We start from the raw sequence: 25,726 nt of genomic DNA, 5'->3' as shown, positions 1-25,726 counted from the left end.
ATACTGTGTGGCTTTGTTATCTTTAAACCGAAATAAAACTTTAATGAAAATACATTTTATAGCCATTGGTGGTGCTGCAATGCACAATCTGGCCTTGGCTCTTGCAGAGAAAGGATATAAAGTAACGGGCAGTGATGATGTTATTTATGAACCATCTAAAAGCAGGTTGAATAACAAAGGACTTTTGCCAGAACAATTTGGCTGGTATCCAGACAAAATTCATGAAAATTTAGATGCTGTCATCTTAGGTATGCACGCTAAAACAGATAATCCTGAGTTGCTAAGAGCACAAGAACTGGGGGTTAAAATATATTCTTACCCTGATTTTTTATTTGAGCAATCTAAAAATAAGACGCGCGTTGTAATCGGGGGTAGCCACGGCAAAACTACCATTACCTCAATGATTTTACACGTGCTCAATTATCACAATATTGATGTAGATTATATGGTAGGGGCCCAGTTAGAGGGTTTTGATTGTATGGTTCATCTTACTGATAAGAACGATTTTATCGTTTTAGAGGGTGATGAGTACCTGTCATCTCCAATAGACCGTAGACCTAAATTTCATTTGTATCGACCCAATATTGCACTCTTAAGCGGCATTGCTTGGGATCATATAAATGTTTTTCCAACGTATGAAAACTATGTTGAACAGTTCAAATTATTTGTAGATAGTATTGTTAAGGGTGGAAGCGTAACCTATAATCAAGAAGACCATGATTTAAAGCAAGTGGTAGAGAGCTCGGAGAATACCATTAGAAAGATGCCTTACCAAACCCCTGAGTATAGTGTAGAGAACGGTGTTACATTTTTAGAGACCCCTGAAGGACCTATGCCCATTGAGGTGTTTGGTAAACATAACCTTAATAATTTAGCCGGGGCAAAATGGATATGTCAAAATATGGGGGTTGATGAACTTGACTTTTATGAGGCCATTGCCACGTTTAAAGGGGCATCAAAAAGGATGGAGAAAATTGCTGAGAATGAGACAAGTGTTGCCTTTAAGGATTTTGCCCATTCGCCAAGTAAAGTTGAGGCCACAACTAATGCGGTTAAAGAGCAATATCCTGAGAGAAGACTTTTGGCGTGTTTGGAGCTTCACACCTATAGTAGTTTAAATGCTGAATTTTTGAAAGAGTATAAGGGAGCATTAAACGCTGCAGATGAGGCTGTGGTTTTTTACTCACCCGATGCTGTTAAAATAAAAAGACTTGACGAAGTGACAGAAAAGCAGATAGCTGATGCCTTCCAGAAAAAGGAATTACAGGTCTTTACTGACCCAGAGGCTTTTAAAGGGTTTCTTTTTAATCAAGATTTCGAGAACAAAGCGTTATTATTGATGAGCTCAGGTAATTATGGAGGTCTAAATTTCGACGAAATCTCTGAGGTTATGGGTTAGTGGGCAAACCTTAAACCCCAAATTGCTTTAAATGATGATCTAGATGCTTGTATTGCATTCGCCCCCACTGTTCTTTAGTAAATGTGCCAAAAGCAGGATGCGGGTACCAGGTTACTCTTGAGTCTAATTTTGCGAACTCATCAACCAAACCTCTTAACTTGTTGTACTCAGCTTTAAATTCTTTTGGCTCTTTTGCTTTTAATTGTGGGGCGGTGGGTAGGTTTTTACGCCAAGGTTTATCGTTATATAGCGACTTTTTAAAAAAAGTCTTTATAAACCAGTTTCCTTTAGAATTGTTTTCTCTATTGTCAATAGCCAATTTTAAAGGGTATTGGCAATGCCAAGCCATTTGCCCTACGGTCATTTTACCCCACAAACGCTCAGAATTTTCATTGAGTTTCTCCATTCGATCTTTAATTTCTTCGTAGGCATAGGTCTCTAAAAGTGATTTCATTGTATTATAAATTTCATTTTGAAGATACAAAGTATAAAGCTCAAACTCAAGAGTTAGGTGTCAAATCGTTTTTTGCGATTAAATTCGAACAATCCCATTATCTTTAACAGATGCAAAAGAAGTCCACTTCCTTTTCAATCAAAGATTGGGCAGATGATGATAAGCCTAGGGAAAAATTGGTGCAAAAAGGGCGTTCAGTTTTATCTGATGCCGAACTTATCGCTATTTTGATAGGATCCGGTAGTAGAGATGAAAGTGCCGTAGATCTTTCGAAAAGAATTCTGGCAGCTACGGAAAACAGCCTTAATGAACTTGGAAAACTTACCATTAAGCAATTGATGCAATTTAAGGGTATCGGTGAGGCCAAAGCATAACCTACTAATGTGCCGTTAAATTAGATAATCCATTATCTTTATCCAAACAAACTTGATGAAATTCCTTGAATATGAAGGACGTGGTGGCCATATATGCTCGTATAAGTCAGGAGAAAGATGATATAGACATTTCTATACCCCAGCAAATAGAACAAGGTAAAACTTTTGCAAAAGCAAAGGGACTGGACTATCAGATTTATAAAGATGAAGGGTATTCTGGAACTCTTCCAGCTACGGAACGTCCAGCCATGTACCAACTATTGCAGGATATAGTTAAGAAGGATTCCAAGATAAAAATACTTTGGGGTCGTGAAATGTTCCGATTATACAGGGGGAACATACCGAAGATGGAAATCCAAATGGTATGTAAGAAACATAACGTTGACATATATTATGCAGACAAGAAATTCAATAGTGCCGACGCTTTGGAAAAACTCATGGATAATATGCTGGGCGTTATGGGTGAATTTTACGTCGATTTAACCAAACAAAATGTAAAACAGGCTATAAGGAAGAATTTTGATGACGGTAAGGCACACGGAATAGCACCATATGGATATACAACTGACGAAAACAAAAGGCTTACTATAGATGAAGAACAAGCAAAATGGGTCAGAAAAATGTTCGAGTGGCATATAGGTGGAATGGGTGTAACATCAATAGCTAACAAATTAATGGATATGGGCGTGCAAACCATGTACGATCCAGACAAAACAAGGTATTCCAAGAAATGGGATAGAACTACCGTTTATGGAATCCTAAACAACAAACTTTACTATGGTTTTAGAACTCATAATGACTGGAGAGTAGTCGATAGAAAAAGGGAGCTTATTTCTTCAAGAGAGATAGAAGTCCCTCATTTGGCAATCATAGATGAAATGACATATAATGAATCCAGTTTAGCATTTGAACAGCTTAAAAGTTACACTGGTAAAAGAACTTGGCATAAATATTTGCTTGGCGGTCTTTTATATTGTTCTTATTGCGGTTCCAGATACAATGGTCGGTCGGATAACAGAAACGAGGATGTTTACAGGTGCAACACCAAAAGAAATGGTAGTTGTAAAAATAGAGATATTAGGAAGAGCTATATTGAAAGATTTATTTGGGTTTACATTTCAGATGGGCAGATTTTACTAGATAGTCTTCTAAATAGGCGTAATGGTGATTATGAAAATAACATTGAGCTTCTAACGAATGAACTAAAAGCCCTTGAAAATCGAAAGGAAAAACTTAACAGTGAATGGAGTAGGGCTATTCATTTCGCAGTATCAGGAGAATTGACGGAATCAGAATTAAGACCAGAAAAGGAAAGAATAACAAAAGAAAAGGCGGAAGTAAGTTTAAAGATTAAGAATATTGATAAGCAAATCAAAGCTTTGTCCATGAACTCAAATCTAAGGGGGCAAATTGAGGAAGACTTTGAAAACATAACTGGCTATAAGTATAATGGGGTTTTATCAAATATGGATGATTTGAGAACCTATTGGTCAGCTAGAGATAAGGTGCTCCATAAAAGTTACCCATATAATGAGAAACAAAAATTTCTAAATAAATATCTCAATGAAATTACTGTCAACTATATTAATGGGCTTTTCAAATTGACCATCAAATTCAATCTTCCAATTGAAAACAAAACTGTTTACATGGATAGAAAATTCTATGTGGCTTTGGATTATGAATCGAAAAGAACATATGATTTAGGTCACCCAAAAAAACATAATTTTCCCAATAACCTAAATTCGCTTATTTCATCCGTTAAGAAACTTGAAGAGAATTCCATTTAAGAATTCCAGAAATTCTTTTTGGCACAATTCAAGATAATTCATACCCTCGAAAATCCTTGTAAAAACTAGCTTGTCAAGGATTACGGAATATTGCATTGCCAACAGAAATCCAAGATTGAGAATGTGAATTTCATATCCTTTATAAACTTTTAGTCCAAGGTATGTTAAAACTATTATTTTTCTAATTTTGTAAGACTCCCCTTATTTATTGAATATCTATTTTTCTTTTTTAGTATAGTTTAAAGCCTTCCTCATATTAACAATGATTCAAACTAACCTTTTATCCCTTATACAAGCTTACCAAAATTTAGCCAGACCTCTATTTGAAGAATATTTGAAATATCATTCTGTTTCAATTAAATCTGATGAATTAGATGACATGTCACTAATGGTAAATGAACTGTGTTTGATATATGGAGATGTTGACATTTATGATGGATTTGTTGTGGGCTTTAGCATCCCACAAATCGGTAAAGAGTTTGATCTCCTAAGATTTGGAAAGACTAAAGTTGTAAATATTGAAGTAAAAAAAATAGGCACTCCAGAGAAAATCAAAAAGCAGTTATTAAGAAATAGATACTACCTTGATTTTTTGGGAAAAGAAATAAGCCAAACAACCTTTATTTCGGATGAGAGAAAATTTTATGTTCTGGATGAACATAATAACGTAATTGAGTTGACAAATAATGACGTGGTCGAATTACTCCTTAATCAAGACCCTGAACATGTAGAGGATGTTAATGAGCTTTTTAATCCTGCTAATTATCTAGTGTCCCCTTTTAATTCTTCTCATAAATTTTTAAACGAGGAATACTTTTTGACTCAACAGCAAGAACTCATTAAAAAAAGTGCCTTAGCTGATTTATCAAGTGAAAAGGAAGCCTTCGTGTCTATTAAGGGAGAAGCGGGTACAGGAAAAACATTATTAATATATGATATAGCTAAGGACTATATAAAGGAGTCAAGAAGAGTTGTAGTCGTTCATTGCGCTAACTTAAATTCTGGGCAGCATCTTTTAAATGATGAGGTTGGGTGGAATATAGTTCCTGCCAAGATAACTTGGAGCATCAATTTTTCGGACTACGATATAGTTATAGTGGATGAGGCGCAAAGGATGTATCCAAATCAACTGGATTATGTTATCACAGAAGTAAAGAAAAACCTTGGTAAATGCATATTCTCCTATGATATGGAACAATGTTTAAGGACGTGGGAAATCAACAATAAAAACCATCTTCAAATAAAAAAATCTACAGAATCTAAAATATATGAACTGACAAAAACCATAAGAACCAATAAGGAGATTTCTTTCTTTATTAAAGCTTTGCTCAATCAAAACACCTCTGTTCCCAAGATTCAAGGTGGAAATGTAATATTGAAGTATTTTAAAGAATATGATCACGCTAAATTCCACATCGAACACCTGTGCTCCCAAGGGTGGATAATGATAAATTATACCCCTGATAAAAAAGAAAAGTATAAATATGAAAAGTTCTCCCAAGGTCTATCAGATAATGCCCATGGGGTAATAGGCCAAGAGTTTGAAAAGGTAATAGCGGTGGTAGACTATCATTTTCAATACATAGATAATAAGTTAAGCCTTAGGGGTTATGCAAGAGCCCCTTTTTATCATCCAATTAAGATGCTTTCTCAAATTATGACAAGAACACGTGGAAAACTTTACTTAATCATAATTAATAATGATGAGGTTATGGCTCGTGCCCTAAAGCTTTTAAATGGCTAATTTTAGACTATGCCCTAAAGTCGTACACCTGATCGAGTAAAAACTTGCCTAGATCGAATAAATTGGCGTGTCTTTAATACCCTCCCTAAGTTTGGCACATGAAAGCAAGATATATTAGGGTAAGTACTCCTGACCAAAAACTAGAAAGACAGCTAATAAAACAACACCCTGACGAAAAGTTATTTATTGATGTTTGCAGCGGTACAATCCCTTTTGTCCGTCGGGACAGAGGTAAAGAACTTATTTTGGACAAGCAAATTGATTATCTATCCGTAAGCTCCATCGATAGGCTGGGGCGTAACTTACTTGATGTTCTAAATACCTTAAAACATTTTGAGAGAAACATGGTTGTTGTAAAAGTAGACAATCTAGGTCTTGAGTCATTAGTAGGTAAAAAACCTAATCAAGCTTTTAAATTAATTGTTTCAGTACTGGCTAATATTTCAGAAATGGAGAGGGAGACAATGTTAGAACGTCAACGTGAGGGAATTGCCATCGCCAAAGCGAAAGGAAAGTACAAAGGCCGAATAAGGGGGTCTAAAGAACCAAAAGAGGATTTCTTGGCAAAGTACCCACAGGTAGTAAAACGTTTAAGGGAAGGACAATCCTTACGGAACACCGCCAAACTATGTGATGTTAGTTTAGGCACTGTTCAGAAGGTGAAAGGTTACGTGGTTTTATAAATAATCTTCCCGTTCCTATCTCTTTTAACAGTCATTGAATAGGTGCAGGTGCATCCTTGACAGTTGGTGCAATCTTTGGAAGCCAGAGGCTGCCAGTCGAACATTTCTTCTGGACTTAGTTTCTGGCCATCTAGTGAAAGAGCGTAATCACAACCTTTACTGCCTATTATTTCTACGATGTATTGAAGTTTTGAATTAGAACTTTGCTCTATGTATTTCAATAGGTCGGCCTCAAATGCCAATCTGGTGTACATATTCCTATTGCCGTTTTCATACTTGTGCACGAATAGACCCATGGCATAGTAGATATGACTGTTTTTCTCGAATACCTGTTCTACGCTTAGCCCGTCAACATTGTTCAAAGCCCTATTGAACAGATACCAGATATAATCATTATGAGATTTCTTTTCGGCACTCGACCATTCGGCATAATGGGACTCAATATACTCATTGGAGTAGCCCAATCTGTTCAGCAGACCCCCAGCTAATCGAAATATACCTTTCATGGTTATCTGCTTCATTGGGATTTTTTGAAATCCTCATACTGCTTTAGAATTCGATCTATACCTCCAAAGTCAATTTTGTCACCGTTCATCTTGACGATTTTATATCCATTTGCTTTGAGTTCTTTGAGCGATTCTAAAAATGGAATGATGGTATGTTTTTGCATCGCATCATCAAAATTCTCAATAGTTATGTTCAGTTCTACTTTCTTCATTAAGTAAATATAAAATGATTAATGGTAGTTCAATCATTGAGGTCTATCGCTTTCCTAGCAAGCTTCTTTACTTTGGTAAAAACGTAGTTTTTATCAGCTTCAACTTGTTTTAATAACCAATCTTCCCTAACCCTAAAAGTGGAAACAATCCTAAGGGCTATCCTTCCCTCTCCACTTTTTTGGAGATAAACACAGGCGGCAGACCCGTTTGGCTTCACAGTGGCATTTACTTTGTTTCCTTCCTCCATAACTGTATCTGACCATTCAGGTTTGGTAAACCATGCTGGCGTTGGGGCAGATGCACATTCAGTACCACATTTCTTTGTTCCACCACTGTACCTCTTTGTGCAACTATGTCCTATGCTGACTTCTTTGCTCAAATCCCTATATTCTTTTTCCCTAGCATCTGTAAAATCCTTTTCAAGTTTTGCCATTTCGTCATTGTACTGCAATAGTTGTTGTTGGAGGTTTAGAGTATTGTCATTGATGGTTGATTTCATAATAATGCTATGTTGGTCTATGTATTTTTGTACATAACCATTTAAATCCAATACTAATTTGGTAGGTTCGTTTTGGGAGTATAACACCCCAGTCAACATAAGGTAAATACCATAGGATAATAGCTTTTTCATTTTCGATATTTTGGTTAGAGAATAAGCAATAGAGGGGGATATTGCAATTTAGGATTTTAAGTCTAAAGCCAATTATTGAAAAACCTTAAAAAAACTAGGGGTTTTCCGCAATGGAAGCATTATTCTATTTTTATAATATGGGTCTCTACGAATACATAATGTTAAATGAAACTGAACAATGGATAAACCTTTGGCAAAACGGTACTTTTCTAACTCATCGATTTGAGCCGAATAGGAAATTCAGCCTATATGCCCTCTACAACTTCTTTGTTGAGGTATAGTTAGACAATAAGACGAATAAAATAATTGGTAAGGGTCATTTCAAAACTGGTGAGAATTTGGACAAGTATTCAGGTAATATTGATATAAATAATTTTTAATATGGAAAACGTATATATAAAGTCAATGGAAATAGGTTTCAACAACCCAAATGGAATCAAGTATTTTGACTTAAAGAAACGTATTGAAGAAACCACATCAATAAAATTTGATTCCAGTTTAGAATCGACTTTCATTAAATGGATTGGGGAATCATTCGAGTCTACTTTTGATGACAAGAATCAATTGAATGCAATTATATCCAATTCTCAACCTTATATAAGATTTCGAGAAGGTGTTGATATAATTTACAAAAATGCATACGATGATTTTTCATTCAGAAGTTGGGTAATTAAGGGTGCTACTGTCAAACAATACCTTGATTATCTAGAATTACAAGAGTCGAGAAAAGCGGCCATTCAGGCAAAAAAGCAATCGAATTTATCTATTTGGATAGCAATCGGTGCAATAATAATAAGTACCATCTTAGGCGTTATCTCTATTTTGAACAGTCCAAAGCCGCCCCAACCACCCTATGATATGAAAATCATCGAAGACAAATCGGGTATGAAGGAACTACAAAAAGAGAACGATTCCTTGAAAAATGAAATATATGAGGCTCAAATGCTTATTGAAAGCTATGAATCCTAGAGGTATCTTTTTTCCTTTATCAGTTTCCAACCTTCTTTGGGTATCTGCATAAACCCATCGACCTTCATAAGCTTTAAAACATATCCTGATGGGTAACGGTGGCAAAGAAAGATGCAATGTTCGTTGGACTCCAAATAAAATCCAGACATTGATATTGGTTTCTGATCTGACATCTTCATGTTTTCCAAAGCACGTTCATAGCGGTATGCTCCTATTTCCTTCATCAGTACTTTTATGGCTTCCTTATCGTAGTTTCTGAATAATTTGGACATATTCCAAAATTATGGAATAAAGCCTGTTGGTAAATCAATGTTGAAAACTTTAGAGTTGGTCATTCTTTCAACTAAAAAACCATCCTGATTTAAGTTTTTAAAGACGTTTTAAGAAATTTAAACAGGGGAATTGGATGGCAAATAGGATGGGCGGACACAGAATTTTTTGGTTCTCATTGTTAATTATGAGAATTGTAAAATTAGCTCAATTGTGCATTGTAAGCTAGTTGGAATTGCTGTTGGTTAGCTTTTCTAAGAGTAGAACTTGTTAAAGCTTAATTAAACAATTCAATAAGTAGTGTTTCCAGTTAAAGGGTGATTGGTTTTGCTAACAAGGTTAAATAATAGTAAAGACTATGATTGGGTCATGTGCGGACATTTTTTTGGATTAATGGATGTTTTAGTACACTTCTATGAATATATGACCTAAATAGCTTACAAAACAGTACTCTTTGTGTCCAAAATTCAAGATTTTGTGACAAAATTGATTTGGTGCGCTGGGCTACTAGAATATTTTATACCTGTAAAATAATCCATATATAAAGTTAATAAAAAGTTAAAAATTGATAATATTTGTTTTTTTAACATTTTTAAGCCAAATTTGTATCTCATAATTGGGTGTGAAACAGCATCACACTAGAAATATCTTCAAATAGATAACCCAATAGCAACTGGAAGCCCAAGAGGGAGGAACTTAAAAGCTATTGGAAAATGTCAGAAACGTTATTGATTAAGTTTGAAAAAATCCGCTGGGATGATTTCAACTATGATAATACCCATGACTTAGATTTTCAGGGTAAGGATTATTTGATTTTTGATCCGAAAGAAAAATTTGTAAAATTTCACTGGCCAAAAAAAATAGAAACTTCTATAGTGGAAGAAAATGTATATGGCAATGAAACATTTCGAATTCATGGAGTGGATTATTTCTTTCAGAATTTAGTCCAGTTTGCCTATCTCAACCCCAATTTACCTACTGAAATATATCAATCTATTGCGGAGATACTAAATACTAAATGTACAATTCCTTTACCCAAGGGATTGGTGGATTTTCTTCTTGGGGAACTCATGTTTTTAATGGATACGGATGAGCTTGAAGGAGTTGTTAGGAGAAACTATGAAAGAGCTTATGTTTTTAATCCCAAGCTATCAAAAGAAGAACGAAAGAGTTTAAAGGGAAAAGCCAAAAGCGAGCAAACAAAAAGAAGAAGGATTAGGGAAATAAAGGAAATCCTATCATTTTGGGATATGAAAAAGAACGGAAAGGTTACAAATGCCAACATTGGTAAAAGATTGGGGCTTTCCACACGTCAAATAGGAGAATATGGCCGTTTTGTAAAAGAGGAAAAGAAAAATGCCAAAAAAGGTTTAAGCCCTAAAAGTTATGTCCCAAATGACCCGCAATTGTTTTATGATGTAAATGGAGTCGGATACAATATAGATTATCTAAACAATACTGATCAGAGAGTATTATTTCCAATATCAAAAGATTATAGTTTTTCCAACTTTGGGGAAGTCTACAAAAGGACTGGGAAAAAGATGATGTGTGGCAAAGACGGTTATTTTAAGCTGAATATAAATGGCACACGCCAGAGGTTTACCTTAAAGAGTCTGTATGATGAGATTTTCTTTAACCTAGTAACAAGGAGGGACAAGCCAGATGAACAAGAGATAGAATATGTGTTTGAGGTACAAAATACTAAAGAAAACATTTTTTTTGGTAAAAAATAAAAGGGCAAACCTCATATATTATTTTTTCAGAAAATCAATGGGGGGGTAGGGGAAAAATCAAATTTAGTGAAAAAACCAAGGGGGGGTAGTATTGGAAAACCTATGACCACTTAAATTAAGTTTATAAGGATTTTGTAATACATTTATGTAGCACCTTTTTTTTTAGCTGTCATTTTTGCCCCAAAATCACCTTATTTTGATAAGTGTTAGTAGAAGAAAGTCAAACCAGTTGGTGAATAGAAAACAATTAAATATTCTTTAATTCAACATAAAATTCTGGTTAATTCAAAGGATGAATTTATAGATTACTCTATGTCCAGAAGTTCGATAATCTGTTCAGAAGTAAGTTCCAAAGCTTTTGCAAGGTGGACAAGGCTTAAAACCGTCGGGCTGGCCAAACCATTTTCAATCTTGCTGATCTGCGTTCGTGCTAAATCCGCTTCTATTCCTAGTTTAAATTGGGACAATCCTTTTGCGATTCGAAAAGCTTTGATTTTTTCTCCAAACCTTTTCTTGTATTCAGCATCCTTTTTTCTTCGTCCTTTGTCCCTAAAGTCCATTCCCCCAATATCAGGACATGGATAAATTTTAATTGACGTTCATAGGCACATAATAAAAAATTATTCATATTTATGAAATATGTTTATTATGAAAGAGTTATGTGATATAACAAATGCGAATCATTTAACATGAAGTCAAATTAAAAATGATGAGAAAGATAAAATCCACTTTTATTGTATTACTATTGTTGGCGGTCTCATGCTCGGAGGATGATTCATCTTCGGGTATTACAATTTCCCAACAAAATCTGCTTGGTAAATGGTTTTTGTTTGCTGTGACAACTTCAAATGGCACTACGATTATCGATAATTTCTATATTGAGGAAAATTGTCCCGATACTGGAGAGGGCAGTTTTATAGTGTTCTCCGATGATGGAACATATTTGGATGACAGTGGTGGTTGCCCAGGTGATGGAGGAAGGACGGCAGTATTCAATTATTCACTGGCAGGTGATACTATCCTTTTTACGGAAGGAGAATCTGCCAATCCCGAAACGGCCACTATTGCAGAACTAACAGCAAATACCTTAGTTCTGGAATTCAGTTCCGATTATAGCGAGGAATATCGCAGATAGGCCATGAAATTTGTCCGCTGATCGAAAGCTTTAGAGATAATTTGGATCGGAATCAAATACGTACAATATTGGGGTCTAACCCAAAAAAAGAAGTGAGATGGAACTGATTAAACTAAAATTCAAGCCAGAACTTTCCACTGCCGAAGAATCTCAAGGAATAGTCGACAGCTTTATCCAGTCCTGCGTTAATTTGAATACCACAATCCTTGAACCGATACTAGAAGAAGATTGTGTTTACGATGATAGAGAGAAATATGAGTTTTTAGCCTTTCTAAAGGCTCAATTTGATTCTGCCAAGAAAATAGGTCTTAGAAAGATGATCGTTAAACAGGGGCGATGTACGCTTTGCATATCTGGGCATATAAGCTATGAATTCTATGGGCAAGCTAACAGACCTCGATTTGCATATGTAATCGAACTTGAAAACAGGCGTGTAAAGAATATTTTCAATTGCAACGCCAGTTCTGGTTGGTTTAAATAATGAATTGAGATTTTTGCCATGACAAACCTCTCCAAGCTCTTTATATTTTTTATTACTTTTCTCTTTATAGGATGTAAAGACAATCCTAAAAGCTCAAAGGAGCAAAATTCTATTCCTATGAAAAGTGCAATTGAAAATCAATTGCAAACCAAAGAAATATTGTTCTTGGACTTTTGGCTTGGGATGTCAATAGAGGATTTTAAAAATGTAAGAGGGCAGCTAATAAATGAAGGTCTAATTATTATTAGCAACAATATCATGGTTGAAAATCGTTTAATGCCAGATGGTCTAGCATTTGGGTTTGTTACTGGAAAATGTGGTTCCATTCCATCTATCCCCAATTTCAAAAATGATAGACTTGAATCAATTGAATTAATTGGCAATACCTGTTTTTATTCCTTGTACATGGAAAAGTATAATTTACCCACCTTGAGCAAACGGCATTGGTTTTCTTATTCTTCCAAAAACAATTCTTTAGTCAACCGACTCGGAAAGAAGGGTGTTAACTCTAAAGATTTAATTGAGAAACTAAAAACTAGAAATGAAGATGTTAGTAGTAATAAAAAAAGTGAAATGATACTACCCCAAGACAGTCCCTTGGAACTTGATGCGGGGGAAGTGGTTTTCAAGGGACGAATAGCAATTCAAATTGAGCATGAAGCTTACAAAACATACAAAGAAGAATATATTCCAAGACCTATTGAATTTAGACAAAACCCAACTTTCAACATTGAAGACTTGTATAACTACGATGAGGTGTTTTTTGAAGGTAAAAGCATGGGAGCAATAATTTTTAAATACCAATCAAAAATTAACCTTCAAAACGAGATTAAAGAATTTCAAAAATTGATTGATTTGGATGTTGAAAATCAAAAGAGAAGAGAAATGTCCAATTCAAAAGCTATTGATAAGATTTAATTGTTGTTGCCCTTTTGATTTGAAGTTAAGGCTTTCCACTTTTCGTAATCAAAGTCTGTGTGGCTGGCATCCAACATTTTATTTAAAGCAGCATTACGCCTGACTATTCTCAAGGCATCGTTAAAGGCTTCTTCGTCTTCCATTCCTAAAGCTTTAGAAACCCTCATATTTTCGTTGATTGTAGTCATTAATAAGGATTTTTTTTCAATCCCAAGGAACTCCAAATACTGGGGTTTTATAACATCTTGTTTGATAATAAATTGATTATCCGAAGTGTGCTCAGCGACGTTGTCTTTTACTACCTTTTTAATCCCTTTTTCATGAATCTTGAACAATCCATATTCAAAAATACCAAGCTGGTTAAAGGCTATACTGTTTACAACATTTATATCATCCACAACAAAAATTTCACCCGAATCATTCGATTTAAGCCCTTGAGCTTTTATTTTATCAATATTACCTAGCGCCGTGATATGGTAGTAAATCTTCATATTATTTAAACAAAACGTTTTGAGAATTATTTTAACTTGGCACAATTAGTTTTTAGAATTGCCAACATTAGTAATATTCTGTCCTTTCGTGCAGAATATGGAAGTTTTTGAACCTCTTTGTAAATTAGCTTGATATCCCGTTCAAAATTGTTCATGAGTAATGTTTTAAATAACGGTACATTCGTTGGGGAAGCCAAGGCAGTAACTATTGCGGCAGCTTTAGAAATTGGCAGGCGAAGAAGAGGTGGGCCAGCTCAAAAAGTGAGCAAGATAAATAGCAGTGCCGACGTTTTTGAATTATTACAACCCATTCTAGGAGAACTACCTCACGAAGAATTTTGGATTGTATATCTCAATAATTCCAATAAAGTTTTACATAAAGAACAGTTAAGCAAAGGCGGTATTACGGGCACTTTGGTTGATGTGCGCTTGGTATTAAAACAAGCGTTGGAATATGGGGCCGTGGGTTTGATATTGGCCCATAATCATCCTTCGGGTACTTTAAAGCCCAGTTCGGCAGATAAGCAAATTACCAGTAAATTAAAAACGGCTGCGACGGCATTGGATATAAAAATACTTGATCACCTAATCATAACTGAAAAGGCTTACTTTAGTTTTGCCGATGAACAAATGTTATAAATGCTTCTAATTTACACGCATAAAATATCCAAACGTTTCACTTATACTATGAAACACATCTTTACCCGAATTTTGGGTATTGAGGTTAGTTTTACCACTACGGTAGAAGATTTTATTAAACATTCAGGTCCTAAAATCACTTACACCAAGCAGCCCTTACAGAACGAATTTTTTATTAAAAGTAATAGCTTATTATTTGAGCAAGGTATCGATGATGTTCTGGTTGAGGTTAAAGATTGGGAGGGTTTCCCTTGTTTTTTCGAAGCTGATGAAAGAAGTAATATCCCCTTTGATATTTTTGCGGCCAGTTTTTACCTTATAAGCAGGTATGAGGAGTATCTGCCCCATGTTAAAGATGATTTGGGCCGTTTTCCGGTAAAAGAGAGCCTGGCCTATCAAAATAATTTTTTACAGCGTCCGATAATTGATCTTTGGGCGAAAAAATTCTTGTCTTTATTAAAAGAACGGTTTCCAGAGATACAACAGAGAAAAAAGAAATATCAGTTTACCTCTATAGTTAACGTTACCACTTCGCATGCCTTTGCCTATCGTGGTTTTGTGCGAACCATAGGCGGAATATTGCTAGACTTGAGCAAGTTGAAATTCTTGCGTTTGGCCAAGCGTGTTATGGTTTGGATAAACCCTAAAAAAGACCCGTACAATAACTTTGCTTACTTAATGGACTTGCATAAAGAGGTAAAGTGTAAAACCATGTTCTTTTTCCAATTTGCAGATTATTCGAGGCATGATAAGAATGTATCCGTTTTTAAAAATAAGTTCCGGTTTTTGATCAAGTCAGTTGCTGATTATAGTATCGTTTCCCTAAGTGCTTCATATGGCTCTTCATTGAGCAATAAGATTTTGAAAGAAGAAAAAAGCAGATTGGCCAATCTAATCAATAGACCCGTCAATTATTCTAGAATGCGCTATAACAGGGTGCAAATACCTAAAACATACCAAGATTTAGTAGAAGCGGAATTTACCGATGATTATACTATGGGCTATACACATGAAATGGGCTTTCGGGCAGGTACATGTACACCATTTTATTTTTATGATATAAATCTTGAGGTGCAACAACCTATTAGAATTCATCCATTTGCGGTTTGTGATTACACATTCCTAAAATTTAAAAAACAAGGGCAGGTGTTCGATAAACTTGATTTTATGTATAGGGAAATCAAAGAGGTGCAAGGAGATTTTAATATGGTTTTTTCGAATGAGTTATTAGGAAGCTCTAATCGTTTAAAATGGCTTGAACTATACAAAGCAACTCTTAAAAGATATTATGTTTAAGGAACCTATTACGGACGTTTTTTTTGATTTAGATCATACGCTTTGGGATTTTGAAAAAAACTCTGCCTTGACCTTTGAAAAAATTTTGACGGATCATGAAGTTGGTGTGGGCATAAATGATTTTTTAGAAGTTTATGTTCCCATTAATTTGGAGTATTGGAAATTGTACAGAGAAGAGAAAGTAACCAAAACTGAACTTCGCTACCTACGGCTTAAAAAAACTTTTAATGCCATTGAGTTTGATGTTTCTGATGATTTAATCGATATTCTATCAGAGGAGTATATAAACCATCTGTCCTCATACAACCATGTATTTCCATATGCCTTTGAAATTCTTGATTATTTAAAGCCAAAGTATAGGCTTCACATAATAACCAATGGTTTTCAAGAAATACAAGATAAAAAGCTGAAGAATGCTAATCTGTATGATTATTTTGAACAGATAGTGAATTCTGAAATGGCCGGTGTAAAAAAACCCAACCCGAAAATATTTGAACTGGCTTTAAGTTTAGCTAAAACACAAGCCAAGAATTCTGTTATGATAGGCGATAATCTAGAGGCTGATATACTTGGGGCGCAAGCTTTGGGGTTCCAAACTGTACATTTTAATGCCCACAATGAACCCGAGCATAATTTTTGTAAAATGATTGATCGTCTTGACGAAATAAAACAGATTTTGTAGAGTTATACTAGTAGGGTTCAACCTTTTTAAGTTGTTCTTATTACACTATAAATAATGCTATGAAAAAAGTTCTGAGTTACTTTTTCCTTTTTCTATTAGTTTCCTGTTCCGAAGAGCAGAACTTTGATCAATTCGATGATTTAAGTGTTGTTCCTACATTGGCTACAGGAATATTTTATTTCGAATCTCCAGAAGATGTTATCAATCAATTACCCCCAGGAAGTTTCTACAATCAAACATTCACTTTTGAAGCTTTTAACGAGGCCTTTGTTTCAGAAAGAGTACTAGATGGCGCTATCACCTATCAATTAGAGAATACGACAAGTAAAGAATTAAACTTACTGGTCGAGTTTTTAGATGCAATGGATAATGTTTTGGACAGTGAATCTTTTAGAATGCAGCCTCAACCGTCGCCTTTGCTTGAGCGTGAAGTAGCTTATGGCAACGGAGATAGAAGTTTAGATATATTAAGAAATACAACAAGAATAAGAGTAACTAGTGAAAATCTAGGCGATAATACAAGCGAATCTTCAGCTAATGAACCTAGAGTAATCTTAAGATCCAGTGCAGTATTTAGGGTAAGACTACAATGATAAAGATTAGACTAGTTCTTTTTACCATGCTTTTTAGTGTGGCCTATCTCGGTGCGCAGAATAAACAGTTGCTTTATGATTTTTATGAGATTCCACAGTCCTTACTCATAAATCCTGGAGTCAAAACGCCTTACAAATGGCATGCAGGTATACCGGCAATCTCTGGCATTGCGGTACAAGCTGGTACTAGTGGAATTACATTAAATGATTTGTTCGCAAATGATGGTATTGATTTTACCGATAAAGTGAGAGACAAGGTCGTTAATGGCTTAAGTCAACGAGACGAATTTGGGGGTAGTTTACAATTAGATATTTTAAACATTGGTTTTAGAAACGCTAATCGACCTGAAGATTATTACTCTTTTGGTGTTTACGGAGAATTGTCCGTAACGCAATATTGGCCAAAAGATTTAGCGATTTTGGCTTTTGAAGGTAATGCCAATAATTTAAACAGAAGGTTTAGTCTTAGTCATCTTACTACCTTTGGTGAAGGTTTAAGTGTGTTTCACTTCGGAATTAACAGAAAAGTAAGTGACAAATTAAGATTAGGGGCAAGAGGGAAAATATACTCAAGTATCTTCGAGGCGAAATCAAAATCGAATAGTGGCTATTTTGTAACAACTCAAGGACAAAATAATCTTCTTAGAAATACGCTTGTTGCGGATGTACAGTTACAAACCTCAGGTTTAAACGAAAGCGTTGAAAACGAAGACTCAAACGAAAGTATTGGTAGTTTGCTGGCAAGAAGAGCACTATTCGGAGGAAATTTAGGCTTGGGGTTCGATGTTGGGTTTACCTATCAATTAAATGAAAAAACAAGCATAACAGGAAGTCTGCTAGATGTGGGTTTTATTAACCATACTAAAGATGTTAAAAACTTTACTTTAGAAGGTACAGCCTCTAATGAGGGTATAGAAATTATTTTACCCGAATCTTTTGAAGATTTGAACAGTGATATCTGGGAAAACTTGATAGATGATATTGAAGCTCAGGTGCCATTTGAAACAAATAGTGACTCTTATATCACCTTAAGGCCCATAAAACTAAATGCATCGATTCGATACAATATTGGTGAACAAAAACAGAAAACCGAAGATTGTTATTGCGGAATCAATGGAGTTGAAAACAATAGCCCCTTCGACTATAAGAATGCCGTGGGCGGCCATTTATTCATAATAAATAAACCCAAAGGCCCACAAGCTGCTTTAACTGCTTTTTACCAAACAAGAATTGGTAATGCCTTAGCTCTAAAAGCTACCTACACAGCCGATAAGTTTACTTTCACTAATATCGGATTAGGTCTTAATTTTCAGGCAGGTCCGGTTAACTTTTATATTCTCGGAGATAATTTGTTAGGTTACCGAAATATTCCTGATAGTAACTATGCATCTTTACAGTTTGGATTTAATATTATATCTTGGAACAGAAATTGATTACTGTTTTCCATGAAAAATATCATATGTTTCTTCGCGCTAAGTTTCGCTATTAATTTCTTTGGTAATGCCCAATTGAACAACTACAAGTATATGGTTGTGCCCAAACAGTTCGATGCATTTAAAGAAATGAATCAATACCAGACAAGCACATTAGTGAAATATCTTTTCACTAACAATGGATACACAACAATTTATGATGATCAACTTCCTGAAGATTTACTGAATAATGGCTGTTTGGCACTAAAAGCCAATTTAGATGATAGGTCTTCTCTTTTCGCTACGAAGGTGGCTATAGTTCTTAAAGATTGTAATGGGGTAATAGTTTATACAACCCAAGAAGGTAGAAGTAAGATTAAGGAATACAAATCGGCTTATGCCGAAGCTATACGACAGGCATTTAAGTCTTTTGAGCTGCTAAATTACCAGTACGAACCGAAAGAGAAGGAGATTGAAAAACCCATAACGGTAAGTTTTAAAAATGATGTAAAATCATTAAATACTGAACCGATTAAATCTGTCTCTAAGACGAATCAAAATAAAATAGCTGAAGCGACCAAAGAAATTCAGAAAAATAAACCTGTTGTTAGCGAAGAGCAAGTGAAGGAGGTAGCGATGGAGAAAGTTGTTTCTTCTTCGGTTAATACAACCTCGGAGATTCTATATGCCCAACCTATTGAGGGTGGATTTCAATTGGTGGATAGCGCACCAAAAATTCAATATAGATTAACTGAGACTTCTGTGGAGAATGTTTTCTTGGCGAGTCATGAAGATAAAAATGGAGTTGTTCTTAAAAAAAAGGATAAGTGGTTTTTTGAGTATAGTGATAACGGCGAAAAAGTTCTTAAAGAGTTGAATATTAAATTTTAGAACTCATATTTATCTTTCCATCTTTTTTTTAAAAAATCGCGCATGGTATTTTCTCTAGGGTTATTGCCCAACCTAAAGAAAGAAGTGCCTGAAATTTCATCGGGCAAAAATTCTGATTCTACAAAATTATCATCATGGTTGTGGGCGTACTTATAATCTTTGCCGTAGCCCAAGTCTTTCATAAGTTTGGTAGGGGCATTTCGTATATGAAGAGGTACGGATAAATCTCCTGTTTCTTTTACTTTTTGCTGTGCGAGGTTTATGGCCATGTAACTGGCGTTACTTTTTGGAGAGCTTGCCAAATAAGTGGCACATTGACTAAGAATTATACGAGCTTCTGGAAATCCGATGGTGTTTACTGCCTCAAAAGTAGAATTGGCAAGCACGAGAGCGGTAGGGTTCGCATTTCCGATATCTTCTGAGGCAAGAATAACCAATCTACGCGCTATGAACTTAACATCTTCACCACCTTCAATCATTCGCGCTAACCAATAGACCGCAGCATTTGGATCGCTGCCACGAATAGATTTTATGAAAGCAGAAATAATATCATAATGTTGCTCGCCTGTTTTATCATATAAAACGGTATTCTTTTGAACTTTCTGTAAGACCAAATCATTGGTTATGGTAATCTTATCTTTAGATTCTGAATTAATAAGTAGTTCAAAAATATTTAAGAGTTTTCGTCCGTCTCCACCAGAGAGTCTTAATAGGGCTTCGGTTTCTTTGAGTTGTACCTCTTTAGTTTTTAAATGCTCATCTTTTGAAAGTGCTCTTTTTAATAGAGCTTCTAAATCTTCTTTTTCAAAAGAATTTAAAATATACACCTGGCATCGTGAGAGTAAAGCCGGAATTACCTCAAAACTCGGATTTTCGGTAGTTGCACCAATCAATGTTACCCAGCCTTTTTCCACCGCGGCGAGCAAAGAGTCTTGCTGTGATTTGCTAAAACGATGAATTTCATCAATAAATAGTATCGGGTTTTTAGCGGTAAAAAGACCGCCACTTTGTTTCGCTTTTTCAATTACCTCACGAATGTCTTTAACACCGCTGCTGATAGCACTCAGGGTGTAAAAAGGGCGCTTGCTTTCTGCTGCAATAATGTTGGCTAAGGTTGTCTTACCCGTGCCGGGAGGCCCCCAGAGGATTAGAGACGGAATTATGCCCTGCTTAATTTGATGGGTCAAAGCTCCTTTTTCACCAACCAAATGAGCCTGACTAATATAGTCTTCTAAACTTTTTGGTCGCATGCGCTCTGCGAGAGGTTCATTCATTTTATAAAAATAACTAAAAATGAGTGTGACAATTTATCCGATTTTGCAATTATGGAAAAGAAATTGCGACTTTAGTGTTATGTCATCAGAGAATCATTTGAAATTTTCTAATAGCGTGGTATTTATGCCATTGTTTGTGATACTTAGTATCTGGACCGTTTTTTGGGTTGAAATAAAATTCAATATCAATTTAAATGAATTTGGTATTGAACCAAGGAGTATAAAAGGCCTTAGAGGAGTACTTTTTTCTCCGTTTATTCATGGTTCAGTCGAACACTTATATAATAATACCATTCCCTTGGCCACTTTAACTGCGGCCATTTTCTACTTCTATAATAAAGACGCCGGTAAGGTTTTATTTTTTGGGGTGCTATTCTCAGGGTTGCTGACATGGTTTATTGGTAGGCCTTCATATCATATAGGTGCAAGTGGAGTTATTTATGTTTTGGTGAGTTTTATCTTCTTTAAGGGGATTTTTGCACGGCATTATAGACTTATAGCTTTATCTCTTGCTATGGTATTTTTATATGGAAGCATGATTTGGTATATTTTTCCGATTAAAGAGGGTATTTCATGGGAAGGGCACTTATCTGGTTTTTTAGTGGGTTTGATACTTGCTCTTGTTTTTAAGACAAAACTTGAAATTGATAAAAGATACTCTTGGGAAAGAGATGATTATAACGAGGAAGAAGATGAGTTTCTCAAATATTTTGATGAAGACGGCAATTTTATTGAAAGTGTTGACCCGCCAATTAATGAAGTGAAGATCAACTATCATTTTAAAGAGAAAAAAGATAGGGAAGAGGGTTAAAGCTGTCGTTGCCTAACTACTTCGTACAAAAACACGCCACAGGCTACAGAAACATTTAAAGAGGCTATTTCGCCCATCATTGGCAGTTTTGCCTTATTATCGACCATTTTTAGAATAGATGGATTTATACCACGGTCTTCTGAACCCATAATGATGGCGCATGGTTGTTTTAGGTCTAAGTCAAAAATAGATTCATTGGTTTTTTCGGTGGCCGCAACAAGTTTTACACCTGATGCCTGCAAATAAAATATAGCATCTTTTAAATGATCAACTTTTGAAATAGGAATATTAAAGGCAGCGCCAGCAGATGTTTTTATGGCATCATCATTAAGAGGCGCCGAGCCGCTTTTCGGAACTATAATGGCATCTACTCCGCAACATTCTGCAGTTCTTATGATTGCCCCAAAATTTCGCACATCTGAAATCTGATCTAATAATAAGAGGAGAGGAGCGGTATTTTTTTCAAGAATGCCTTCCAACAAAGGTTCGAAATCTTGAAAACCTATTGATGAAATATTGGCAACTACTCCTTGATGGTTGTGCTCTGTAAGTCTGTTGAGCTTTTCTGCTGGAACATAAGAACTACTGATTTTATTTTTTCTTATAGTACTTTCTAATTCTTTGAATAAATCACCTTTTAGACCTTTTTGAAGGTAAACTTTATTTATTGGCTGATTGGCCTGTATGGCCTCAATCACTGCCCTAATACCGTAAATTTGGTTTTTATCTGTCATTGGTCAAATATATGTAAATAAAAAAACCCCGTTGAAAACTATTCAACGGGGTTTAAATTCAAAACTTTAATTTATAGTGCTCCTACGTTTATGTAAGAAATAACACCGGTCTCAGCATTTGTAGTTTTTTCAAATGTCGCAACAGGAATTCTAGTTCCTAGTGGAGTATCTCCAGCTAAAGTACCTGTTACATCCACTAACCTTCCATCAGGCAAGGTGAATAAAACTGCATAAGGCGTTCCCGCCGGGTCTACAGGTGTAAATGCGATTAGATAAACATCGTAAATACCATCTTCACGACCTACATTTTGAAATAAATCAGATTCAAAACGGCTTCCACTTGCTGCATCTTCAAATATTGTAGTAAAAGCTCTATCGATCATTTGCATATCAATGTCAACACCTGGCGCACCATTCCAATCTGCGATAACGTTTATACCACCAGCAACTGGTAATGTGTCAGGGTAGATATTCAAATCAACAACGTTAGAAGTAAGAACATAAGTATTACCTGGTTCTAATTCATCTAGTAAAATTGCTTCTGCAAAAAGTTGTGCTGCGTTTAACGCCCCGGCAACTGTTGTACCCCCAACTACGCCATCATCCGGTGGCATTGTTAAAGAACCTGAACCGGCAGTAGCACCAGCAGCAACCGTAGCGGTTCCTGTAGTGGTCTGACCATTGTCAAGCTCAACTCTAACGGTTACGCTAGCATCACTTGCAAAAGAATTAGGTAAGGTTACATCAAAATCAATCACGTTACCTTCACCAACAGTTAGTTGGTCAGTTGAAAGGGTAGCGGTTAAACTGATGACATTTTTCAATAGCGGATCACCTTCACCCGCGGAGAAAGGTTCATCGTCTTCACAAGAAACAATTGTGAAGGCCATTAATAGGCCAAAAAGGAAATACAAATTATTTTTTTTCATCGTCTTAGTTTTTATTGTTTTTGAAGCTGGAATCTATGAGAGTTTCCATTAAATGGGCTAAAGTTGGTTTGTAAATCTATTACTCCAACACAAGAAAAGAAGAAACCACCTTCTACGAGATACGTATTCTCAGGCAACCCATTCACTCCTTCTGCCCAAGCTAATGCAGCATTACCATCTGCATCTTTTCCTCCACCAGTAATGATTCCTGTGGAAAAATCAATATCTAAGATTAGCGGATCTCCACCTGTATTCGTGTATTCACCTTCTACAATAGTTATTTGACTTGAACCAGGTCCGGCAACCACTGTTCTTACATCTGTAGTCTCTCCAAAAAATGCTCTAAATGCTCCTGCCTGAACTAAATAAGTTCCAGCGATTTCATCGACACTAACAGGGCATGAAATAAACGTTTGAAGATTATAAGCCTGTCTTTGCCCTAATTCAGCTTGTAAATCAGCATTTAAGCTATTAAAAGTTACTACATCTCCATTATCAGTAGTTGATTTTCCAACAAAGTCAAATCGTGTTCCTGGAGGAAAAGTTGCGATATCTACACCTAAAGCAGCTGCTATATCACCAGCCGTTATAGCAAATTCAGCTGGAAAAGTAGTAGTTGTATATACTGGTACATAATCAGATGCAACACCTGCAACAACTGACCTTACCTCAAAGGTGTGACTATCAATATTACCTCTTGTATCTTGCAATCTCCCTGCATAAGCCGATGATTCGATTTGTGTCACGTCTATAAGGGTAGACGTAATATCAACTAGCACGAACGCACCTTCCTGCACAACAGGTAGGGGATATTTTTCATTGTCCTCACAGTTCGCTAGAAATAAAGCGAACAAACAAATAGTTATTAGTTTATGTATTTTTTTCATGATTTTCTTTTTAGTTTATGAATCCTGCAGCGTTAGTGTCCCAGAAAACTTGTTCGGTACGCTCTTTTTGAGTTGCATTGTTATTGCGATTTACATAACTCGCTGGATATAATGCGCTTCTGTAAAAATCACCTGAATTAACTTCTAGAGTTGGTTGAAAATTACTTGGGAAACCTGTTCTTCTATATCCGTTGTAAGTTTCTAGGCCATTTCCGAAGGCTGCGATGTGATATTCTTTCATAATAATATCTAACCGTGTAGTATTATCAGAAGCATCATACAAGTCAAGAACCGTAGTTACATAATTGTCTATAGCTGTCTGAGTTGGAAAGAAATCTCCTTGCAATACAGTCTCATCTGCAGCGGTATCAGGATCATCAGCAGTAATTACTCTCTCTGGATCTAAACCACCAAAAGACGTTACTTTGGCAATCGATTGTCTAATTGCGGTTTCTAGTAGTGCTCTTGGGTCACCAGTAGTTCCTAAAGTTAATGCTGCTTCAGCTTTAATGAAATTTACATAAGAACTTAAAAGGACAGGTTCTATACCAGCTCCTAAAAGACCATCTTCACCTTCATTTTGAACATCATCTGCATCGTCAATATCAAATGCGCCACCTACAGGGTAAACACCGAATACAGTTCTTTTTTGGCCATCTGGAGGAATACCACCGTTATCACCGTGATCTCTACCCCAATATCCTCTTGTTGCGTCAGCTGTACAAAAAGGAGTTGCGGCAGTATTATATATTGAGGTCACAGAACCATAGTGGCCAGGTGCCGACTGTACTGCACAACCTAAAGTGAAGATATCTTCGTTAGTAGCATTGTCATCTTGTCTAAAGAAATAATATCTAAGTCTTGGATCGTCCAAACCTTTTTCAAAAGTCATTGCCCACATTAAGTAATTAGACATATAACCTCCAGCGCCGTTTTCATAGTATCTGGCGTAACCTGGGTGTCTTGAATCAGGGTTTACTCGAGTCGAGTTATAATTACCTTGCCAATCTTCTTCAGGAGTATCGATTAAATCATTTTCAGCCAATAAAGCATTGATTCCTGATACTACATCTACACCTATTGCAGAGCCATTCAACCTAATGTTGTTATAAACTCTTAATTTTAAGGTTTTCGCAGCAGTAATCCATTTTGCTTGCAAATCAGCTGAAACGCTACCTCCATTATTAATGGCATAGTAAAGGTCATCACTTGGTAATACAGTAGTTTCAGTGCCTAATATAGATATAGCTGAATCAAGTTCGGCTAAAGCCGCTGTATATACATCGGTTTGAGGATCTGTATTAGGATTAAGGTTCTCATTTCCTAAAAGAGCTTCACTAAAGGGAACATCGCCGAATAAATCTACTAAAGTAAATAAGGTATAAGCCTTCATGATTTTGGCGACACCTAATTGGTAGGTTAGCCCTTGTTCTTCAGCAATTGGCTCTAAAGCTTGAATATCTGCTAAAAGACCGGAATATGCACCGAACCAAATTCCATCAAAACTTCCTGGAGAAAATGCATTTGCATATTGGTTTCCTCCAGTCATTGCAAAAGATCTAGTGACTTGTTGCGTGAACGAGGCATCACCAGAAACCGTATTAGTAAATTGCCCAAACCCAATCTGAATACTATTGAATAGTTGATCTGGGTCTAATTGATCCTCTGTAACCGCCAGAGGATTTTCTGTTTGATCTAGCTCAATAGTCTCACAAGAATTTAATCCGGCAACGAGAAGAATTGAGGTAAACAAGTGTTTAAATATATTTTTGTTTTTCATGTCTTTTTTT

At 35.8% G+C, this 25,726-nt stretch carries 27 protein-coding genes and 2 pseudogenes; 17 read left to right on the top strand and 12 right to left on the bottom strand.

Annotated elements, in window-relative coordinates; genetic code table 11:
- Positions 1 to 43: 43 nt before the first annotated feature.
- Positions 44 to 1,399 (top strand): UDP-N-acetylmuramate--L-alanine ligase, encoded by a 1,356-nt coding sequence (locus ACFSQJ_RS19390; RefSeq protein WP_377768571.1) that lies wholly within the window; start codon positions 44 to 46, stop codon positions 1,397 to 1,399.
- Between the two features lie 10 nt (positions 1,400 to 1,409).
- Here ACFSQJ_RS19390 and ACFSQJ_RS19385 read toward each other — a convergent pair whose 3' ends face one another.
- Positions 1,410 to 1,853, bottom strand: coding sequence for a DUF1569 domain-containing protein (locus ACFSQJ_RS19385; RefSeq protein WP_377768570.1), 444 nt, complete (start codon positions 1,851 to 1,853; stop codon positions 1,410 to 1,412).
- A gap of 110 nt (positions 1,854 to 1,963) precedes the next feature.
- On the opposite strand from ACFSQJ_RS19385, the pseudogene ACFSQJ_RS19380 reads away from it, so the two are divergent.
- The 4 genes and pseudogenes from ACFSQJ_RS19380 to ACFSQJ_RS19365 all read left to right on the top strand — a co-directional run.
- A pseudogene (locus ACFSQJ_RS19380) lies at positions 1,964 to 2,224 on the top strand (UPF0758 domain-containing protein); the annotation flags it as partial.
- Positions 2,225 to 2,298: 74 nt separating this feature from the next.
- Positions 2,299 to 4,014: a recombinase family protein gene (locus tag ACFSQJ_RS19375; RefSeq protein WP_377768569.1), complete on the top strand. Its 1,716-nt coding sequence runs from the start codon at positions 2,299 to 2,301 to the stop codon at positions 4,012 to 4,014.
- A 262-nt stretch (positions 4,015 to 4,276) separates the two neighbouring features.
- Positions 4,277 to 5,758: a DNA/RNA helicase domain-containing protein gene (locus ACFSQJ_RS19370; RefSeq protein WP_377768568.1), complete on the top strand. Its 1,482-nt coding sequence runs from the start codon at positions 4,277 to 4,279 to the stop codon at positions 5,756 to 5,758.
- A gap of 98 nt (positions 5,759 to 5,856) precedes the next feature.
- Positions 5,857 to 6,441: a recombinase family protein gene (locus ACFSQJ_RS19365; protein WP_377768567.1), complete on the top strand. Its 585-nt coding sequence runs from the start codon at positions 5,857 to 5,859 to the stop codon at positions 6,439 to 6,441.
- Here the strand turns inward: ACFSQJ_RS19365 and ACFSQJ_RS19360 are convergent.
- Genes ACFSQJ_RS19360 through ACFSQJ_RS19350 form a run of 3 tightly spaced genes read right to left on the bottom strand, consistent with a single transcriptional unit; the run spans position 6,426 to position 7,791 of the window.
- Entirely contained in the window at positions 6,426 to 6,962 is a 537-nt protein-coding gene (locus ACFSQJ_RS19360; protein WP_377768566.1) for a hypothetical protein, read from the bottom strand. The genes ACFSQJ_RS19365 and ACFSQJ_RS19360 overlap by 16 nt on opposite strands.
- Positions 6,959 to 7,159 (bottom strand): hypothetical protein, encoded by a 201-nt coding sequence (locus tag ACFSQJ_RS19355; RefSeq protein WP_377768565.1) that lies wholly within the window; start codon positions 7,157 to 7,159, stop codon positions 6,959 to 6,961. Before ACFSQJ_RS19355 ends, ACFSQJ_RS19360 begins: the two co-directional genes overlap by 4 nt.
- A gap of 29 nt (positions 7,160 to 7,188) precedes the next feature.
- A complete protein-coding gene (locus tag ACFSQJ_RS19350; protein WP_377768564.1) occupies positions 7,189 to 7,791 on the bottom strand; it encodes a hypothetical protein in 603 nt (200 codons plus the stop codon).
- Positions 7,792 to 8,172: 381 nt separating this feature from the next.
- On the opposite strand from ACFSQJ_RS19350, the gene ACFSQJ_RS19345 reads away from it, so the two are divergent.
- The gene (locus ACFSQJ_RS19345) at positions 8,173 to 8,760 is read left to right on the top strand and encodes a hypothetical protein (RefSeq protein ID WP_377768563.1); all 588 of its coding nucleotides are present in this window, start codon (positions 8,173 to 8,175) and stop codon (positions 8,758 to 8,760) included.
- Here the strand turns inward: ACFSQJ_RS19345 and ACFSQJ_RS19340 are convergent.
- Positions 8,757 to 9,032 carry a hypothetical protein gene (locus ACFSQJ_RS19340; RefSeq protein WP_377768562.1) on the bottom strand — a complete coding sequence of 92 codons (276 nt, stop codon included), beginning with the start codon at positions 9,030 to 9,032 and terminating at the stop codon, positions 8,757 to 8,759. The genes ACFSQJ_RS19345 and ACFSQJ_RS19340 overlap by 4 nt on opposite strands.
- Before the next feature lie 711 nt (positions 9,033 to 9,743).
- Here ACFSQJ_RS19340 and ACFSQJ_RS19335 point away from each other — a divergent pair.
- Positions 9,744 to 10,763 (top strand): hypothetical protein, encoded by a 1,020-nt coding sequence (locus ACFSQJ_RS19335; protein WP_377768561.1) that lies wholly within the window; start codon positions 9,744 to 9,746, stop codon positions 10,761 to 10,763.
- A 305-nt stretch (positions 10,764 to 11,068) separates the two neighbouring features.
- On the opposite strand, the gene ACFSQJ_RS19330 is transcribed toward ACFSQJ_RS19335, so the two are convergent.
- Positions 11,069 to 11,323, bottom strand: a complete 255-nt coding sequence (locus ACFSQJ_RS19330; protein WP_377768560.1) for a helix-turn-helix domain-containing protein — start codon at positions 11,321 to 11,323, stop codon at positions 11,069 to 11,071.
- A 146-nt stretch (positions 11,324 to 11,469) separates the two neighbouring features.
- Here ACFSQJ_RS19330 and ACFSQJ_RS19325 point away from each other — a divergent pair, with 146 nt between their 5' ends.
- The 3 genes from ACFSQJ_RS19325 to ACFSQJ_RS19315 all read left to right on the top strand — a co-directional run bounded on the left by ACFSQJ_RS19325 (position 11,470) and on the right by ACFSQJ_RS19315 (position 13,297).
- Complete coding sequence (locus ACFSQJ_RS19325) at positions 11,470 to 11,898, top strand: lipocalin-like domain-containing protein (RefSeq protein ID WP_377768559.1); 429 nt, start codon at positions 11,470 to 11,472, stop codon at positions 11,896 to 11,898.
- A gap of 97 nt (positions 11,899 to 11,995) precedes the next feature.
- Positions 11,996 to 12,379, top strand: coding sequence for a hypothetical protein (locus tag ACFSQJ_RS19320; protein WP_377768558.1), 384 nt, complete (start codon positions 11,996 to 11,998; stop codon positions 12,377 to 12,379).
- A gap of 117 nt (positions 12,380 to 12,496) precedes the next feature.
- A complete protein-coding gene (locus ACFSQJ_RS19315) occupies positions 12,497 to 13,297 on the top strand; it encodes a hypothetical protein (protein WP_377768557.1) in 801 nt (266 codons plus the stop codon).
- Here the strand turns inward: ACFSQJ_RS19315 and ACFSQJ_RS19310 are convergent.
- On the bottom strand, positions 13,294 to 13,788 hold the full coding sequence (locus ACFSQJ_RS19310; RefSeq protein WP_377768556.1) for a hypothetical protein: 495 nt from the start codon (positions 13,786 to 13,788) through the stop codon (positions 13,294 to 13,296). The genes ACFSQJ_RS19315 and ACFSQJ_RS19310 overlap by 4 nt on opposite strands.
- Positions 13,789 to 13,971: 183 nt before the next feature.
- Here ACFSQJ_RS19310 and ACFSQJ_RS19305 point away from each other — a divergent pair.
- The 6 genes and pseudogenes from ACFSQJ_RS19305 to ACFSQJ_RS19280 all read left to right on the top strand — a co-directional run.
- Positions 13,972 to 14,427, top strand: a pseudogene (locus ACFSQJ_RS19305) (JAB domain-containing protein); the annotation flags it as partial.
- A gap of 48 nt (positions 14,428 to 14,475) precedes the next feature.
- The gene (locus ACFSQJ_RS19300) at positions 14,476 to 15,723 is read left to right on the top strand and encodes a polysaccharide deacetylase family protein (RefSeq protein WP_377768555.1); all 1,248 of its coding nucleotides are present in this window, start codon (positions 14,476 to 14,478) and stop codon (positions 15,721 to 15,723) included.
- Positions 15,716 to 16,405 carry a YjjG family noncanonical pyrimidine nucleotidase gene (locus ACFSQJ_RS19295; protein WP_377768554.1) on the top strand — a complete coding sequence of 230 codons (690 nt, stop codon included), beginning with the start codon at positions 15,716 to 15,718 and terminating at the stop codon, positions 16,403 to 16,405. The genes ACFSQJ_RS19300 and ACFSQJ_RS19295 overlap by 8 nt, the downstream gene beginning before the upstream one ends.
- A gap of 59 nt (positions 16,406 to 16,464) precedes the next feature.
- A complete protein-coding gene (locus ACFSQJ_RS19290) occupies positions 16,465 to 16,998 on the top strand; it encodes a hypothetical protein (protein WP_377768553.1) in 534 nt (177 codons plus the stop codon).
- On the top strand, positions 16,995 to 18,431 hold the full coding sequence (locus ACFSQJ_RS19285) for a DUF5723 family protein (RefSeq protein ID WP_377768552.1): 1,437 nt from the start codon (positions 16,995 to 16,997) through the stop codon (positions 18,429 to 18,431). Before ACFSQJ_RS19290 ends, ACFSQJ_RS19285 begins: the two co-directional genes overlap by 4 nt.
- Positions 18,432 to 18,443: 12 nt before the next feature.
- Positions 18,444 to 19,301 carry a hypothetical protein gene (locus ACFSQJ_RS19280; protein WP_377768551.1) on the top strand — a complete coding sequence of 286 codons (858 nt, stop codon included), beginning with the start codon at positions 18,444 to 18,446 and terminating at the stop codon, positions 19,299 to 19,301.
- Here ACFSQJ_RS19280 and ACFSQJ_RS19275 read toward each other — a convergent pair.
- Positions 19,298 to 20,575, bottom strand: coding sequence for a replication-associated recombination protein A (locus ACFSQJ_RS19275; protein ID WP_377768550.1), 1,278 nt, complete (start codon positions 20,573 to 20,575; stop codon positions 19,298 to 19,300). The two genes, ACFSQJ_RS19280 and ACFSQJ_RS19275, sit on opposite strands and share 4 nt — an antisense overlap.
- 79 nt (positions 20,576 to 20,654) lie before the next feature.
- Here ACFSQJ_RS19275 and ACFSQJ_RS19270 point away from each other — a divergent pair, with 79 nt between their 5' ends.
- Entirely contained in the window at positions 20,655 to 21,386 is a 732-nt protein-coding gene (locus tag ACFSQJ_RS19270; protein ID WP_377768668.1) for a rhomboid family intramembrane serine protease, read from the top strand.
- On the opposite strand, the gene rlmB is transcribed toward ACFSQJ_RS19270, so the two are convergent.
- The 4 genes from rlmB to ACFSQJ_RS19250 all read right to left on the bottom strand — a co-directional run bounded on the left by rlmB (position 21,383) and on the right by ACFSQJ_RS19250 (position 25,716).
- On the bottom strand, positions 21,383 to 22,120 hold the full coding sequence (gene rlmB, locus ACFSQJ_RS19265; RefSeq protein ID WP_377768549.1) for a 23S rRNA (guanosine(2251)-2'-O)-methyltransferase RlmB: 738 nt from the start codon (positions 22,118 to 22,120) through the stop codon (positions 21,383 to 21,385). The two genes, ACFSQJ_RS19270 and rlmB, sit on opposite strands and share 4 nt — an antisense overlap.
- Positions 22,121 to 22,191: 71 nt before the next feature.
- Entirely contained in the window at positions 22,192 to 23,049 is an 858-nt protein-coding gene (locus ACFSQJ_RS19260; protein WP_377768548.1) for a hypothetical protein, read from the bottom strand.
- 11 nt (positions 23,050 to 23,060) lie between these two features.
- Positions 23,061 to 23,936, bottom strand: a complete 876-nt coding sequence (locus ACFSQJ_RS19255; protein ID WP_377768546.1) for a hypothetical protein — start codon at positions 23,934 to 23,936, stop codon at positions 23,061 to 23,063.
- Positions 23,937 to 23,946: 10 nt separating this feature from the next.
- The gene (locus tag ACFSQJ_RS19250) at positions 23,947 to 25,716 is read right to left on the bottom strand and encodes a SusD/RagB family nutrient-binding outer membrane lipoprotein (protein ID WP_377768545.1); all 1,770 of its coding nucleotides are present in this window, start codon (positions 25,714 to 25,716) and stop codon (positions 23,947 to 23,949) included.
- Positions 25,717 to 25,726: the final 10 nt, after the last annotated feature.

The sequence above is a fragment of the Croceitalea marina genome (assembly GCF_042684265.1).
GTDB classification, from domain to species: domain Bacteria; phylum Bacteroidota; class Bacteroidia; order Flavobacteriales; family Flavobacteriaceae; genus Croceitalea; species Croceitalea marina.
This window is presented reverse-complemented; position numbering and strand designations above follow the sequence as displayed.

Bases quoted from the DNA above. Each gene is read 5' to 3' on its own strand.
- ACFSQJ_RS19320 (WP_377768558.1), top strand. From the start codon at position 11,996: ATGGAACTGATTAAACTAAAATTCAAGCCAGAACTTTCCACTGCCGAA.
- ACFSQJ_RS19260 (WP_377768548.1), bottom strand. From the start codon at position 23,049: ATGAAAAAAAATAATTTGTATTTCCTTTTTGGCCTATTAATGGCCTTC.
- ACFSQJ_RS19325 (WP_377768559.1), top strand. From the start codon at position 11,470: ATGATGAGAAAGATAAAATCCACTTTTATTGTATTACTATTGTTGGCG.
- ACFSQJ_RS19300 (WP_377768555.1), top strand. From the start codon at position 14,476: ATGAAACACATCTTTACCCGAATTTTGGGTATTGAGGTTAGTTTTACC.
- ACFSQJ_RS19270 (WP_377768668.1), top strand. From the start codon at position 20,655: ATGTCATCAGAGAATCATTTGAAATTTTCTAATAGCGTGGTATTTATG.
- ACFSQJ_RS19370 (WP_377768568.1), top strand. From the start codon at position 4,277: ATGATTCAAACTAACCTTTTATCCCTTATACAAGCTTACCAAAATTTA.
- ACFSQJ_RS19385 (WP_377768570.1), bottom strand. From the start codon at position 1,853: ATGAAATCACTTTTAGAGACCTATGCCTACGAAGAAATTAAAGATCGA.
- ACFSQJ_RS19310 (WP_377768556.1), bottom strand. From the start codon at position 13,788: ATGAAGATTTACTACCATATCACGGCGCTAGGTAATATTGATAAAATA.
- ACFSQJ_RS19375 (WP_377768569.1), top strand. From the start codon at position 2,299: ATGAAGGACGTGGTGGCCATATATGCTCGTATAAGTCAGGAGAAAGAT.
- ACFSQJ_RS19355 (WP_377768565.1), bottom strand. From the start codon at position 7,159: ATGAAGAAAGTAGAACTGAACATAACTATTGAGAATTTTGATGATGCG.
- ACFSQJ_RS19365 (WP_377768567.1), top strand. From the start codon at position 5,857: ATGAAAGCAAGATATATTAGGGTAAGTACTCCTGACCAAAAACTAGAA.
- ACFSQJ_RS19285 (WP_377768552.1), top strand. From the start codon at position 16,995: ATGATAAAGATTAGACTAGTTCTTTTTACCATGCTTTTTAGTGTGGCC.
- ACFSQJ_RS19255 (WP_377768546.1), bottom strand. From the start codon at position 23,936: ATGAAAAAAATACATAAACTAATAACTATTTGTTTGTTCGCTTTATTT.
- ACFSQJ_RS19345 (WP_377768563.1), top strand. From the start codon at position 8,173: ATGGAAAACGTATATATAAAGTCAATGGAAATAGGTTTCAACAACCCA.
- ACFSQJ_RS19275 (WP_377768550.1), bottom strand. From the start codon at position 20,575: ATGAATGAACCTCTCGCAGAGCGCATGCGACCAAAAAGTTTAGAAGAC.
- ACFSQJ_RS19330 (WP_377768560.1), bottom strand. From the start codon at position 11,323: ATGGACTTTAGGGACAAAGGACGAAGAAAAAAGGATGCTGAATACAAG.
- ACFSQJ_RS19290 (WP_377768553.1), top strand. From the start codon at position 16,465: ATGAAAAAAGTTCTGAGTTACTTTTTCCTTTTTCTATTAGTTTCCTGT.
- ACFSQJ_RS19350 (WP_377768564.1), bottom strand. From the start codon at position 7,791: ATGAAAAAGCTATTATCCTATGGTATTTACCTTATGTTGACTGGGGTG.
- ACFSQJ_RS19340 (WP_377768562.1), bottom strand. From the start codon at position 9,032: ATGTCCAAATTATTCAGAAACTACGATAAGGAAGCCATAAAAGTACTG.
- ACFSQJ_RS19315 (WP_377768557.1), top strand. From the start codon at position 12,497: ATGAAAAGTGCAATTGAAAATCAATTGCAAACCAAAGAAATATTGTTC.
- rlmB (WP_377768549.1), bottom strand. From the start codon at position 22,120: ATGACAGATAAAAACCAAATTTACGGTATTAGGGCAGTGATTGAGGCC.
- ACFSQJ_RS19250 (WP_377768545.1), bottom strand. From the start codon at position 25,716: ATGAAAAACAAAAATATATTTAAACACTTGTTTACCTCAATTCTTCTC.
- ACFSQJ_RS19390 (WP_377768571.1), top strand. From the start codon at position 44: ATGAAAATACATTTTATAGCCATTGGTGGTGCTGCAATGCACAATCTG.
- ACFSQJ_RS19280 (WP_377768551.1), top strand. From the start codon at position 18,444: ATGAAAAATATCATATGTTTCTTCGCGCTAAGTTTCGCTATTAATTTC.
- ACFSQJ_RS19360 (WP_377768566.1), bottom strand. From the start codon at position 6,962: ATGAAGCAGATAACCATGAAAGGTATATTTCGATTAGCTGGGGGTCTG.
- ACFSQJ_RS19295 (WP_377768554.1), top strand. From the start codon at position 15,716: ATGTTTAAGGAACCTATTACGGACGTTTTTTTTGATTTAGATCATACG.
- ACFSQJ_RS19335 (WP_377768561.1), top strand. From the start codon at position 9,744: ATGTCAGAAACGTTATTGATTAAGTTTGAAAAAATCCGCTGGGATGAT.